14 protein-coding genes are annotated in these 14,484 nt (G+C 28.2%); 8 read left to right on the top strand and 6 right to left on the bottom strand.

The window, feature by feature from the left end:
* Nucleotides 1-76: 76 nt before the first annotated feature.
* Nucleotides 77-1,030, top strand: coding sequence for an AAA family ATPase (locus tag H518_RS0113990; RefSeq protein ID WP_028889644.1), 954 nt, complete (start codon nt 77-79; stop codon nt 1,028-1,030).
* A 43-nt stretch (nt 1,031-1,073) separates the two neighbouring features.
* Here H518_RS0113990 and H518_RS0113985 read toward each other — a convergent pair whose 3' ends face one another.
* Nucleotides 1,074-2,321, bottom strand: a complete 1,248-nt coding sequence (locus H518_RS0113985; protein WP_043706950.1) for an exo-beta-N-acetylmuramidase NamZ family protein — start codon at nt 2,319-2,321, stop codon at nt 1,074-1,076.
* 127 nt (nt 2,322-2,448) lie between these two features.
* On the opposite strand from H518_RS0113985, the gene H518_RS0113980 reads away from it, so the two are divergent.
* Nucleotides 2,449-3,684 carry an ABC transporter permease gene (locus tag H518_RS0113980; RefSeq protein ID WP_028889642.1) on the top strand — a complete coding sequence of 412 codons (1,236 nt, stop codon included), beginning with the start codon at nt 2,449-2,451 and terminating at the stop codon, nt 3,682-3,684.
* A 5-nt stretch (nt 3,685-3,689) separates the two neighbouring features.
* On the opposite strand, the gene H518_RS0113975 is transcribed toward H518_RS0113980, so the two are convergent.
* The gene (locus tag H518_RS0113975; protein ID WP_028889641.1) at nt 3,690-4,607 is read right to left on the bottom strand and encodes a LysR family transcriptional regulator; all 918 of its coding nucleotides are present in this window, start codon (nt 4,605-4,607) and stop codon (nt 3,690-3,692) included.
* 111 nt (nt 4,608-4,718) lie between these two features.
* Here H518_RS0113975 and H518_RS0113970 point away from each other — a divergent pair, with 111 nt between their 5' ends.
* The gene (locus H518_RS0113970; protein ID WP_051263786.1) at nt 4,719-5,039 is read left to right on the top strand and encodes a hypothetical protein; all 321 of its coding nucleotides are present in this window, start codon (nt 4,719-4,721) and stop codon (nt 5,037-5,039) included.
* A 237-nt stretch (nt 5,040-5,276) separates the two neighbouring features.
* Nucleotides 5,277-6,635 carry a pyridoxal-phosphate dependent enzyme gene (locus tag H518_RS0113965; protein WP_028889639.1) on the top strand — a complete coding sequence of 453 codons (1,359 nt, stop codon included), beginning with the start codon at nt 5,277-5,279 and terminating at the stop codon, nt 6,633-6,635.
* 465 nt (nt 6,636-7,100) lie between these two features.
* On the opposite strand, the gene lipA is transcribed toward H518_RS0113965, so the two are convergent.
* From lipA to H518_RS0113945, 4 genes are all read right to left on the bottom strand, one after another.
* Nucleotides 7,101-7,970 carry a lipoyl synthase gene (gene lipA, locus H518_RS0113960; protein WP_028889638.1) on the bottom strand — a complete coding sequence of 290 codons (870 nt, stop codon included), beginning with the start codon at nt 7,968-7,970 and terminating at the stop codon, nt 7,101-7,103.
* Nucleotides 7,971-8,008: 38 nt separating this feature from the next.
* Nucleotides 8,009-9,229 carry an Nramp family divalent metal transporter gene (locus H518_RS0113955; protein WP_028889637.1) on the bottom strand — a complete coding sequence of 407 codons (1,221 nt, stop codon included), beginning with the start codon at nt 9,227-9,229 and terminating at the stop codon, nt 8,009-8,011.
* A 93-nt stretch (nt 9,230-9,322) separates the two neighbouring features.
* Nucleotides 9,323-9,886: an RNA polymerase sigma factor gene (locus H518_RS0113950; RefSeq protein WP_028889636.1), complete on the bottom strand. Its 564-nt coding sequence runs from the start codon at nt 9,884-9,886 to the stop codon at nt 9,323-9,325.
* Nucleotides 9,887-10,026: 140 nt separating this feature from the next.
* Complete coding sequence (locus tag H518_RS0113945; RefSeq protein WP_028889635.1) at nt 10,027-10,233, bottom strand: hypothetical protein; 207 nt, start codon at nt 10,231-10,233, stop codon at nt 10,027-10,029.
* Nucleotides 10,234-10,365: 132 nt separating this feature from the next.
* Between H518_RS0113945 and aqpZ the strand changes: the two genes are divergently transcribed.
* The 4 genes from aqpZ to H518_RS0113925 all read left to right on the top strand — a co-directional run bounded on the left by aqpZ (nt 10,366) and on the right by H518_RS0113925 (nt 14,319).
* A complete protein-coding gene (aqpZ, locus tag H518_RS0113940) occupies nt 10,366-11,052 on the top strand; it encodes an aquaporin Z (protein ID WP_028889634.1) in 687 nt (228 codons plus the stop codon).
* Nucleotides 11,053-11,249: 197 nt separating this feature from the next.
* On the top strand, nt 11,250-11,738 hold the full coding sequence (locus H518_RS0113935) for a hypothetical protein (protein WP_155995230.1): 489 nt from the start codon (nt 11,250-11,252) through the stop codon (nt 11,736-11,738).
* Between the two features lie 111 nt (nt 11,739-11,849).
* A complete protein-coding gene (locus H518_RS19925; protein WP_081411202.1) occupies nt 11,850-13,580 on the top strand; it encodes a tetratricopeptide repeat-containing sensor histidine kinase in 1,731 nt (576 codons plus the stop codon).
* A complete protein-coding gene (locus H518_RS0113925; protein WP_028889632.1) occupies nt 13,573-14,319 on the top strand; it encodes a LytR/AlgR family response regulator transcription factor in 747 nt (248 codons plus the stop codon). The genes H518_RS19925 and H518_RS0113925 overlap by 8 nt, the downstream gene beginning before the upstream one ends.
* Nucleotides 14,320-14,484 lie beyond the last annotated feature (165 nt).

Here is a 14,484-nt window from a genome sequence, read left to right as displayed (position 1 = left end):
TGCGTTTAGCGGGAATCTTATTTTATAATAGTTTGTAAATTAATATCCTTGAGGAAGAAATTTTAAAAAAAAACATATGTCAGACGTGGTTGCTGTAAATAATTTAGTAAAAAAATTTAGTCAATTACAACAAGAAATTGGTAAAGTTATAATTGGGCAGCAAGAGGCTGTTAATTATACATTGTTATCAATTCTTTGTGGAGGTCATTCTCTTTTAATAGGTGTGCCAGGGTTAGCAAAAACATTACTGGTAAACACTATTTCAGATGTGTTAGGTTTACAATTTAGCCGTATTCAGTTTACACCAGATTTAATGCCTTCTGATATTTTAGGAAGTGAAATATTAGATGAAAATCGTCAGTTTAAATTTATAAAAGGACCTGTTTTTTCAAACATTATTTTGGCAGATGAAATTAATCGTACACCACCAAAAACACAAGCAGCTTTATTAGAAGCAATGCAAGAAAAATCTGTTACGGTTTCAGGACATCATTATAAATTAGATTTACCTTTTTTTGTGTTAGCAACACAAAACCCTATTGAGCAAGAAGGAACATACCCTTTGCCAGAAGCTCAGTTAGATAGATTTATGTTTTCTATTCATTTAGAATATCCAACGTTTGAAGAAGAAGTAGAAGTTGTAAAAAGTACAACTTCAATAATCAATCAAAATGTAAGCTCAATACTTTCTTCACAAGAAATTATAGGAATACAAAAGTTAATTAGAAAAATACCTGTAGCAGATAATGTAATTGAATATGCTGTTGGTTTGGTGGGGAAAACACGCCCAAAATCTGATAAATCAACAGAACTAGTTAAAAAATACATTGATTGGGGTGCAGGACCAAGGGCTTCTCAAAATTTAATATTAGGAGCTAAGGCCCATGCAGCGATTAATGGAAAGTTTTCACCAGATATAGAAGATGTTCAAGCAGTTGCTATTCCAATATTATCGCATAGAATAGTTAAAAATTACAAAGCAGAAGCAGAAGGAATTACTGTTAATGAAATTATTAAATCATTGTTTTAAAATTTCCAATAATAATATTAAAAACTCTAAGAGTTAGAGAAAACTATTTATAAATTAAATACTTTTCTCTAACCTTTTTGAAAGTTTTTAAATCTTTTTGCCAAGTACTTTTAATATTTTCTTCAGAGACACCTTGTATTATTTGTTGCTGTAGTTTTTTTGTTCCAGCTAGTTTTGTGAAAAAAGAATTAAAAAAGTCTTTTTTAGGAGACTCTTTATAAGCTTTTAATAACCATGATAAGTTTAGATTAGAAAGAGTGTCGTTTTTTTGTAAATCTTCACCATAACATAATTGCCCTTTGTACTTTGGGTATTTAGCACCTTCGTTTGGCTGCGGTGTATATTTAAAATTAGATTTTTTTAAATAAGGAGAACCATAAATTTGAAATTGCTTTTTAGTTCCTCTACCAGCAGAAATATTTGTCCCTTCAAAAAAGCATAAACTAGGGTATAGGTTTATAGCAGCATCATTAGGTAAATTAGGTGATGGTTTTATAGGTAAACTATATTTATAGTTGTGTGTGTAGTTTTCTAAAGGAATCACTGTTAAATCACATGTAATTCCGTTTTCTAACCATTTTTCACCATTAATCATTTGTCCATATTCACCAATGGTCATACCGTAAACAATAGGTACTGGATGCATACCTACAAAGCTTTTATGAGCTGTTTCTAATATAGGACCATCAATATAATGTCCGTTAGGGTTTGGCCTATCTAAAACAATAACAGGAATACCTATTTCAGCACAAGCTTCCATTACATAATGTAGTGAAGAAATATAAGTGTAAAAACGAGCTCCTACGTCTTGAATATCAAAAACAACAACATCAATATCTTTTAACTGTTCAGAAGAAGGTTTTTTATTTTTACCATATAAAGAAATAATAGGCAGTTTGGTTTTTTGATCGATACCGTCAATTACAGTTTCACCAGCATCAGCTTTACCACGAAAACCATGTTCGGGAGCAAAAACTTTTTTTACAGTAATATTATTGTAATTGTGTAAATAATCAACTAAGTGGTGTTGTACAAATTTTGACCCCATTGTATTTGAACTTACCTCGGCTCTTTGTAAAACATTTAAAACAGATGTTTGATTGGCTACAATTGCAATGTTTTTTCCTTTTAGTTTAGAGGTGTATAAGCTAATTCTATCTGCACCTGTTTTTAATATAGGTATCGTTTTATTAACTTTTTTTACGGCTGGTTTTTGTTGTTTGACACAAGAAGTAAATTGAAAACTAATAACTAATAAAAATAAAATATGGCAACTAAAATTGTTTTTCATTTAATGGAGTATTATAAAATATAAAATTACTACTAAAAAATCTTTTTTTAAGTGAAAGAGTGAATAATTTAAAAGATACGTATCATAATATTAATTACTTTTGAATTTATTAAAAAATGGATAACTTTTGAATTTTGAATTATTTATAGCCAAACGAATTATTGCTAGTAAAGAATATAAGAGCAATATTTCGTCACCAATAATTAAAATAGCAACTATTGCTATTGCTTTAGGAATTGCTATCATGTTAATATCAGTATCGATAGCAGCTGGTTTTCAAATGAAAATTAGTGATAAAATGACGGGGTTTAAAGGGCATGTTCAAATCGTAAATTACGATACAAATAATTCGGATATTTCTACAGTTCCTATAAGTAAGAATCAAGATTTTTACCCAGAATTTAAAAATATTGAAGGGATTAAAAATGTTCAAGTTTTTGCAAATGTGGGTGGTATTATAAGAACTCCTACCGATTTTGAAGCAATTATATTTAAAGGAGTATCATCAGATTATGATTTTTCTTTTTTTAAGGAGTATTTAATAAAAGGACGTATACCTAATTTTAATCAAGAAAGAAATAAAGAAATAATAATATCTGAAGCTATTGCTAATAGATTGCATTTTAAATTAAACGATACGATTCAAACTTTATTTAGTGCAGAAAAAAGTAGGTTAAAATACAAGATGAGAAAACCTATTATTGTAGGAATTTACAATACAGGGTTTGAACAATTTGATAAAACAATGTTAATTGGTGATATTAGAGAAGTGCGTCAAATTAATAGATGGAATAAAGATCAAGTTGGAGGGTTTGAAGTTTTAATTGATGATTTTGATCAATTAACACAAAAAGGAAATGAGATATACAGTAATATAGGAGCAACATTAAATAGTATTACCATTGTAGATAACTATCCGAAAATTTTTGAATGGATTAAACTATTTGATAATAATGTGTGGTTTATTATTGGTATTATGATTTTAATAGCAGGAATTAATATGATTACAGCTTTGTTAGTTTTAATACTAGAGAGAGTGCAAATGGTAGGTATATTAAAAGCTTTAGGAGGTGCTAATTGGAGTATTCAAAAGATATTTTTATACAATGCTTCTTATTTGATTTTAAAAGGATTGTTTTGGGGAAATCTAATAGGAATAGTATTTCTTTTAATTCAAAAATATTTTAAGGTGATTAGTTTAGATTCCGCTACATATTCAGTAGCAACAGTACCTGTTTATATTAGTTTCTGGGCAGTATTACTTTTAAGTTTAGGAACATTGTTATTGTGTTTCTTAATGTTGGTTATTCCATCTTATATTATTACTAAAATACTGCCATCAAAATCCATCAAGTTTGCATAAAAAGATTAATCAGTAAACCAATCAAATTGGCTTTTGATGATAGTGTCTTTATTTTCTTGAATATGTTTCTTAAAAGCTTTTGATACAGATGATAGGTTTTTAGACTTTAGCCAAATTAAATTCCAATTGGTTTCGATAGGTAAATCTTTTATATTAAGAATTTGTAGTTCACCTTTTAGTAATTCGTTTTTAATGCCAATTACCGGCATTATTGAAATACCTAAGCCCGCAATTACTGCTTGTTTTACAGCTTCATTTGAGGTGAGTTCCATTTTTTTTTGAATTTTAATTTTATGTTTTATTAAATATTTCTCCATTGCTAAACGAGTTGCAGAGCCATTTTCTCTAAAAATAAAAGGGGTTTTATTTAATTCTTTTAATATTGATTTCTCAGTAGTTTTATAATTTTTGCTAGCGACAAAATAGAGTCTGTTTTTCATTAATTCTATGCGTTCAGTATTTAGTTTTTTTGGAATTGTAGAAACCATAGCAAAGTCACATTCATTGTTTTCTAGACTTCTAATCACACTCATCTTATTGGTGACATCCATTGTTAAATCTACCATTTCATTTTTTTTTATAAAATCAGATAAAAAATAAGGCATCGCATATTTAGCTGTAGAAACGATAGCAATTTTTAATTTACCAGCTAATTTTCCTTCAAAAATTGCAGATTTATAGTTTATAGCTTCTACTTCATCTAAAATTTTACCAGCAGTACTAGAAATCTCTTCTCCAAATTCTGTTATATATAATTTTCTTCCAACTATTTCAAAAAGGGGTAATTTAAATTGATCTTGAAAATTCTTCAACTGAATAGATACAGCTGGCTGTGTTAAAAATAGTTGCTCAGAAGCTTTAGTTACACTTTTAACTTCTGCTATTTTTCTAAATATTTCTAATTGATGTAATGTGTAGGTCATAAAATATTTTAATGTATTCCATAATAAATATAAATAAAAATATATGGAAAAAACATTATTTCTTTGCCAAATATAAGAATCAGTCTCGTAGAAATTATAAAGGAAAGAATTATGGCAAACGCAACTTTAGAAGCATTAGAAGTTATGAATGAAACAACAGGTAAACAATTAAAATTAATTGATGGTAAGTTTACAAAAAGAGAAGTATTAAATATTATTGGTGATGTTGTAAACCTAAAAATTAATTTTCATAAACTACAAAGGCTATCTAGAACAGAAGGGAATATAAATGATGAATGTACCTATGATAATTCTAGAATTACTGAGTTAATTACTGATAAAACAGCTATGAAAGCTTTTTTAAACTCATTAGAAAATAATGGACGTAATATAAAAGTTTCGAGCACAATACATATTTCTATAGAAGATTAATTTTTGTGTAGATTTGAATCCCCGAGTAGGAAAGGCTGCCTAAAAATAGATTTTCCTACTTTTTTACCTTAATTGATATTTATTTTTTTAATTAAGGATGTTATTTTAATGGCTATTTTATAAAATGATTTATTTGTGCTCTTTAATATTCTTTAAAGTGTTAAGAGCAAGTAATGAAAGTACTATTTTTTAGAAAATGACTAAAAAGAAGTACCTTTGCATTTGTAAAATTAAGAAATGAAATACGCAAAAAATATACTAGAAACTATAGGTAATACACCGTTAGTTCAATTAAATTCTGTAACTAAAGAAATTGAAGCTTTAGTTTTAGCAAAGGTAGAAACCTTTAATCCGGGAAATTCAATAAAGGATAGAATGGCATTAAAAATGATTGAAGATGCTGAAGCTGATGGTCGTTTAAAGCCAGGAGGAACTATCATTGAAGGAACATCAGGGAATACAGGTATGGGATTGGCTTTAGCAGCTATTATAAAAGGGTACAAATGTATTTTTGTGATTTCTGATAAGCAGTCTAAAGAAAAAATGGATATTTTACGTGCGGTAGGAGCAGAGGTTATTGTTTGTCCAACGAATGTAGAGCCAGAAGATCCTCGTTCGTATTATTCAGTTTCTAAGCGTTTAGGAGATGAAACTCCAAATTCATGGTATGTTAATCAGTACGATAATCCATCAAACGCTATCGCTCATTACGAACAAACCGGGCCAGAAATATGGGAGCAAACTGAAGGTGAAATTACTCATTTAGTAGTGGGAGTTGGTACTGGAGGTACAATTTCTGGAACAGCTAAATTTTTAAAAGAGAAAAACCCAAATATTAAAATTTGGGGAGTGGATACATATGGTTCTGTGTTCAAAAAATATCATGAAACAGGTATTTTTGATGAAAATGAAATTTATCCATATATCACAGAAGGAATTGGAGAAGATATACTTCCAAAAAATGTTGATTTTTCTGTAATTGATGGATTTACTAAAGTAACAGATAAAGATGCTGCTGTTTATACACGAAAAATAGCAAAGGAGGAAGGTATTTTTGTTGGTAATTCTGCAGGTTCAGCAATTAAAGGAATATTACAATTAAAAGAACATTTTACAAAAGATGATGTTGTAGTTGTTATATTTCATGATCATGGAAGTAGGTATGTAGGTAAGATGTTTAATGATGATTGGATGCGAGAAAGAGGTTTCTTAGAAGAGAAAGGTACTACTGCAGAAGATTTAATAAAGTCACATATTGATAAATCATTAATAACAGCACAAACAGAAGAATTAGTCTCACACGCTATTGAAAGAATGCGTGATTATAAAATTTCTCAAATACCTGTAAGAGATGTTAATGGTTTTGTTGGTTCTGTAGATGAATCAGCTTTATTACGTAGTTATATTGAAGATAAAAATATAGCGGATAAGCCTATAAAAGAAGTAATGGGAGCTTTATATCCAGTAGTAAAATTAAATGCATCAATTGATGAAGTTTCTAAATTAATAACAAAAAATAATCAAGCTGTGTTAGTTGATTTAGAAAACGGGAAACATCATATTATAACTAAGTACGATATTATAAGTGCTATATAATTCGAATAGAGTAATAAGATTAACTATTTTCTATATTTTATAAAATACAAAAAGCCCGCTCGTTTGAGTGGGCTTTTGTTATTTAACTAATTCAAATAGTTTACACAATGAAAACAGTTTACAAGGTTATTTTCAATTTTGTTTTTAATCAATAATTGTGCCGTAAGTCTTTTTTTTTAAATTAAAATACTTTTTATATTAAAAAATAGTGTTTCTTCGATGGGGTTTCTGGTAGTAACGAACTTATTTTTCATTAAATATAAAAGCCTATTCAAAAGAATAGGCTTTTATTAATTTATTAATTCAAATAATTTACACAATGAAAACAGTTTACAAGGCTTTTTTCATATACTTAACTTAATAAGTACTAGGCAAAAGTAAAAATTAAACAGTGTAAAATAGTACTGAATTAGTCAATTGACATTTTTTTAACATTAAAACGTTAAAATGTTAAGGAATTATTAATTAATTAGCATGTTTATGTGCTTTGTAAGATGATCGTACTAAAGGGCCACTTTCAACATACATAAATCCCATTTCTAAACCTAATGTCTCATATTTTTTAAATTGTTCAGGAGTAATAAACTCTTTAAGTGGTAGATGTTTTTTACTAGGTTGTAAATATTGACCTATAGTAATAATATCTAATCCTACGCCACGTAAATCTTTCATTGTCTGAATAACTTCATCCTCAGTTTCACCTAAGCCTAACATTATTCCAGATTTAGTACGCATTCCTTTTTCTTTTAAGTATTTTAAAACACTTAAACTTCTATCATATTTCGCTTGAATACGAACTTCACGAGTTAATCTACGAACTGTTTCAACATTATGAGAAACTACTTCTGGAGCAACTTCAATAATTCTGTTAATTTGTTTTTCGTTTCCTTGAAAATCAGGGATTAATGTTTCTAAAGTTGTATTTGGGTTTGCTCTACGAATAGCGTTTACTGTTTCTGCCCAAATAATAGAGCCACCATCTTTTAGGTCATCTCTATCAACAGATGTTAATACAGCATGCTTAATACTCATTAATTTAATAGAACGAGCTACTTTTTCTGGCTCATCCCACTCTACAGTTTCAGGTCTTCCTGTTTTTACGCCACAAAAACCACAAGAACGAGTACATATATTACCTAAAATCATAAAGGTAGCAGTTCCTTCTCCCCAGCATTCACCCATGTTAGGGCAGCTTCCACTAGTACAAATCGTATTTAGTTTGTATTTATCTACTAAACCTCTTAAGTCAGTATATTTCTTACCAACAGGTAATTTTACACGTAACCACTTTGGTTTTTTTACTCTTTCAGGTATTACTAAAGATTCGTTTGCCATTCGATAAAAATTGAAATGCAAATTTACAAAGAAAAGAATTATAAATTCACTAAAAACCAAATACTAAATCCAACTAAAAAAACAATTCCCGTAATACTTAAAATACGTAAAGGCAATTTTGGTCTATTCTTTTTAGGAGTATGCTTTCCTGTAATCAGTATATAATTTAAAATAGCATAAAAAGGGGCTGTTAAAAATGATAAAATAGTTGCTGTTTTAACTAAGAATCCCATATCGGCCAAGAAGTATTTTAGTACAATAAAAGTACCAATGGCAAGAAAGAGTATCCAAAACCAATAGTTTAGCTTATTTTTTTTACTAAAGAGTAAATTAGATGTTTTTGTCATTGCTCTTGGTGAAGCATCTAAAGTTGTTAAAGTTGTACTAAACATTGTTGTAAACGCTGCAATACCTATGAATAAATATGAAAAACTCCCTAGGTTTTTTGTGTATAAATTTATTAATTGTGAAGCAAAAATATTTCCTTTATTAGAAAAATATTCTCCTGATCTATACATTACTAAGGCACCAAGTATAAGAAAACACACGCTTAAAAAAAATGTACCTAAATAGCCAATGTTAAAATCAAAAATAGCATGTTTTGGTTTAATTTTTTCGAAAGTTGTTTTGCTTTTTTCGACAGACCATAATGAATGCCAAATTGAAATATCTAAAGGAGCAGGCATCCACCCTAAAAAAGCAATTAAAAAAGTGATTTGTGCTGTTCCACTAGGTATTATTTGTTGAAATGTGAATCCTTTTTGAGTACTGAATATGGCAACATTTACAGCTATAATTGTACTTACTGTTAATATAATAATAATGTATTTCATTAAATTATCAAGAAGCTTATATTTTCCGATACCTAATATAATAATACTTATAAATAATATAATTACAGACCAGATAACCAAGTCGTTAGTAAGACCAAAAATAGTTGAAGCTAAGCTAGCAGTTACTATTGTTACAGCTGCTTGAATAGTAAACATAGTAGCAAAATTTAAAATGTAATAACAAATTAATACACCTTTACCAAGTTTTTTATAACCATCTAATAATGTTTCACCAGTTGCTGTTGCATATCTTGGACCAAATTGAAAGAAAGGGTATTTAAAAATATTTACAATTAATAATGCCCAAAGTAGACCAAAACCAAAGTCGGCACCAGCTCTTGTAGATTGTACAAGATGAGATACACCAATAGCTGCACCAGCAAATAATAAGCCAGGGCCAAGAATACTTGAAAGAGATTTTTTCATAATGGGGAATGAAAATAAAGTTATTAAAAAGGGGCGAATTTATTCTGAGATGTTACAATGTTTTGATAACCTGAGAATTAAAACCTTGGTAAGTTAAGCTTTCTTTATTATTTCAGCTAATAATTTTTTAGCTCTCAATAATTTTATTTTAACGTTATTCATTGGTTCACTAATTATTTCAGAAATTTCTTTGTAGCTTAATTCTTGAAAAAAGCGTAAATTAATTATTTCTTGGTATTTAGGTTTTAACTTTTTAATATCTTTTAAGAGTTTTGCTAAATTTTGTTCCGTAATAATTTTATCTTCAGGAGAAGGAGATTTGTCAACAACTCGAAAAGCGGCTTCTTCTTGTTCTTTAGAAGTGTCTACTAAAATAGATGTTTTTTTCTTCCTTAAAGAATCAATATAAACATTTTTAGAAATAGAAATTAACCATGTTTTAAATTGATATTTTTCATCAAATGTATGAATTTTATCAAAAGCTTTAGAAAAAGTACGAATGGTAATATCTTCAGCATCATTATCATTTTTAATTTTTGATAACTGGTAATGATATACATTCCCCCAAAAGGTATCTAATAGAAAGTTAAAAGATAATTGATTTCCTTTTTTAGCTAACTGAATATGTTCAAGTACTTTTTCTTTATTTACTTCCAATGTGTAGGTTTAGAAATTGTATTTGATAAATATAATGATATTAAACAAATGTTAAGTATTAATATAAAAATCAATGATTGAATTTTAGGCATTAAAAAACACCAAAATAGCTGTGAAATGTAATATTAAAGTAAGAGATATTAACTTTCGTGTTCAGGTTCACTACAAGAATCAAATTGATCAGGTGTTTTACCACAAAAACCACATGCTTCACCGCTTTCATTTAATACAGGGTTTTGACTAGCACAAGTACCAGCAAATTCACCATCTTTTTTTGCCCAAATTTTTATAGCAATTCCAGCAAAAGCTAAAGCCAACAATCCGAAGGTAACAAAAAATAATTTCATTTTATAGAGTTTATGTACTGCAAAGATACAAAAATGATTATTTATAAAATTTATTTGAGATAGAATTATAGATGTGACTTTTAGTTTTTTTAGGGTCATAATTAATAATCAATTAATTTAAAATAATAACATATGAAAAAATATTTAGCAGAATTATTCGGAACATTTTGGTTAGTTTTTGGAGGTTGTGGTAGTGCAATTTTTGCAGCTGGTTTTCCTGGTTTAGGAATCGGTTTTATGGGAGTTTCTTTAGCTTTTGGTTTAACAGTATTAACAATGGCGTATGCTGTAGGACATATTTCTGGAGGGCATTTTAATCCTGCAGTTTCATTTGGTTTGTGGGCAGGAGGTAAGTTTTCTGCAAAAGAGTTGGTACCGTATATTATATCTCAATTAACAGGAGCAATTTTAGCAGCTGGAGCTTTGTATTTAATTGTTTCAGGTAAATCTGATTTTGAATCTATAGGTGGGTTTGCAGCCAATGGTTATGGAAGTTTATCTCCAGGTGGTTATGATATGGCTTCTGCTTTTATAGCTGAGTTTTTATTAACTATGTTTTTCTTGTTAATTATTTTAGGAAGCACAAATGAAAGAGCACCTAAAGGATTTGCTCCAATAGCTATTGGGTTAGGGTTAACTTTAATACATTTAATAAGTATACCAATAACAAATACATCAGTAAATCCTGCACGTTCTATGAGCCAGGCAATATTTGCAGGTGGTGAATACTTAACACAATCTTGGTTGTTTTGGATTGCACCTATTGCAGGAGCAATTGTGGCAGGATTTATCCATAAATCATTATTTGATAAAGCGTAAAAATTATGTTTAAAATTTGTGATTTCTTGTATATAGCATCTGAAAACTAATAAATTAAAAGAATATCTCAATTTTGTTTTTAATAATAGAACTTTTATTATATTCGGTGAAATTTTTGATGAAATAAGTTATTGTTGATTAAAAATAATACAAAATTTTATATAAAAAAAGTAGTAATAATTAATAAATAAAAAGAAATGTCCCTCGTAAAAAATCAATGTAATATAATATTGCCTCCTGGTGATTCTCATAGAGAAATAACAGAAATTGAACATTCTGGAGATATAACAATACCGCATAGTTTTAATGAAACTCCACCTTTGGTTCCGCATGTAAGAGTTACTAAAGAAGATCATAATATTGCTATTGAAGCTATTGTTTTTATAGATTCAACAGTAGATCGTCCTAAACTTATAGTATCTCAGCTTTTATCTGTTAGTATAGCAGGAGAGTATCAATTACAATTTTTTATTCATTGTAGCGAAGATGAAATTGAAAGATTAAGAGAAAATAGGTCAAGAATCTCATACAAAGCTTTTAGAGTAAAATTCGATACAAAGAATACTGCGATTAATTTTCCAGAAGGTGTTACCCTAGAGCACGTAAAAACGACGCAAACGTTTTTATGGAATATTGATCCTGAAACCTCAAGAGGTACAGAAGTTGGTGTTTTGACTACAACCTAGTTCACTATATATAAACAAATTTAAATTACTTAGGTATGTTCAGATGTATTATAATACGTCTGAATGTACCTAAGTATTTGCTATTAGAAAAATTAAATGCTTAAAAAATTAATGTATTTACTTAAACTATTTTTTTTATTAGTTTTTTTTTCTTTACCAATTAAAATCAATTCTCAGGTAAAAAATAAAAAAGATAAAGAACAAATAAATTTACAAAAACCACATATTGAGATTTCAAGAAAAACAGACTTTGATAAAGTGAAGTATTTTTTTTTAAAAAAAAATTGGGATTCAACCCTTGTAAATACTTCAAAGGTATTACAAACATCTAAAAAAAGAAGTAGCCTAGATTACTGCCATTATGTAAGAGGTTATAGTTTTATGAAAAAGAAACTTTTTAATGAAGCTAAAAAAGAATATAATTTAGTGCCAAAAAGTTTTCCTAATTATTACAAAGTTATCAAAAATTTAGGAGGTATTGCTTTCGAATTAAAAGAGTATAAGGAAGCTATTTGTTATTTTGAAACCTTAATGACATCTGAAATTAATACTTCTATAAAAAGTTATGTTCTTCATGATTTAGGTTCTTGTTATTTTCTTTTGTCTAAATATAACAAAGCAGAAATATATCTTTTACAAGCTCATCAAATACAGGAAAAACAAAAGGATACTGTTTTTTTAATTAACTCTTTTACAGACATTGCTAACCTATATTACGTACAGTACAAAGATAATCAAGCTATACCTTATTTTGAAAAAGCGTATAGATTATCAAAAAACTTCAAAAATTTTGAATTAAAGAAAAAAACTTCAAAAAATATGTCTGTAGTAGAAGAAAACAGAAAAAACCTCACTAAAGCGTTGGTATATAGAAAAGAGTTTGAAAGGTGGAATGATTCTTTAAATGATCAAAACGAAATATGGTCTATAGCTCAGGTGGAAAAAAAATATGCTGTTAACAAGAAACAAAAACAAATTAAATTATTAGAAGTTGAGAATAAAGTAAAAATTACACAACGTAATGGCTTTGTAATCTCTTCTATTTTATTGTTATTATTACTAAGTACAAGTCTTTATTTTTATTATAGAAAAAATAAAACTAACAAAATTATTCTAACTCAAAAGAATGAACTAAACACATTAAATGCTACTAAAGACAAACTGCTTTCTGTTATAAGTCATGATTTACGATCTTCTGTAAATGCCTTTAAACAATCGAGTAGTAAGCTTTTAAAAGATATTAATGATAACAATTATGAAAAGCTACCTAAAATAGCCCGTAAGAATACAGCAATAGCGAGTAGTACTTCTAGTTTATTAGACAATATTTTACATTGGGCAACGATACAAAACCATCAACTATATTTCTCTAGAGAATCAGTTAACCTATGTTCGGTAATGGAGCAAACAGCTTACAATTACAAACCTTTATTCGAGGATAAAAACATTATATTTAAAAATACGATTCCTAAATCAGTTTTTGTATGGGCCGATTTAGATTCACTGAAAATAACAACACGAAATTTATTAGACAATGCTATTAAGTTTTCTAAGGAAACTGGCATTATTTCAGTATACTTATATAAAGAAGAAGATGGTTTTTATTATTTTGTAATTGAAGATACTGGAATAGGAATGAGCAAAGAAACACAGGAAGCATTACTTAAAGAAGGAGTACTTCTTAATAAGAAGAAAAACCAAAAAGGATTAGGTACAGGACTAGGTATACAGCTTTGTAAATCAATGATTAAGAGGAATAAAGGGAGGTTTTTAATTGAAAGTACAGAAGGTATCGGAACGAAAATGATTATTGCACTTCCTAAATTAGTTCAAAATGGATAAGGTAAATATTCTAATTATAGAAGATACGGCTGATGATGCATTCGTATTAAGAGAAATGTTAGAACAAAATAACTATAACGTAGTTGCTATAGCAAGTTCTTATCAGGAAGCATTAACGTTATTTTATAAACTAGATATTGATTTAATTATTATTGATGTTTTTTTAGATGGTAACCCAGATGGAATAACCTTTGCAGAAACCATTTCTATAACTCCTAATGTACTTAAACCTTTTGTTTTTTTAACGAGTTCAAAGAATCGTCAAATTTTTGAAAGAGCTAAGCTTACAAAGCCTTTCAGCTTCTTACTTAAACCATTTAATGAGCTTGAGATGTTATATGCTTTGGAGATTGCTGTTGAGAAATTTTATGAGCAATCTAATATTTTTTCTAGTGAAGATAAAAATACTGTCATTAGTCAAGATTATTTATTTATAAAAAAAACAAATGCATTAAGAAAAGTAATGCTCTCTAGTATTCTGTATATTGAAGTAGATGATCGATACTGTAATATTATTACAGAAAAAGAAAAATACATTATTCAAGTTTCATTAGGGAAAATTAGTGAATTACTTGATAATAAAATATTTATACGAACCCACCGAAAGTATATTGTAAACAGTAATGCTATTGAGCAAATTATATTAAACGATAATCTATTAATACTAAAAGGAAATCACAAGGTAACTTTTAGTGGAAAATATAAAAATGTAGTTAAGGATTTTCATATTCTAAAATAAAATAATCTCCATAAAACCTGTAGAACCTATCATTTGAATAGTCTCTGTATTTCTACACATTTATTTCATTTATTCGCACCATTATTCTATAGTACTCACAGCAAAAAAAAGCCAACTCACGGCATCTTTTATATTCTCTTTCTTTTTTAAAAGTAATTTCACTTC

Source organism: Tenacibaculum ovolyticum DSM 18103, assembly GCF_000430545.1.
In the GTDB taxonomy this organism is placed as follows: Bacteria; Bacteroidota; Bacteroidia; order Flavobacteriales; family Flavobacteriaceae; genus Polaribacter; species Polaribacter ovolyticus.
This window is presented reverse-complemented; position numbering and strand designations above follow the sequence as displayed.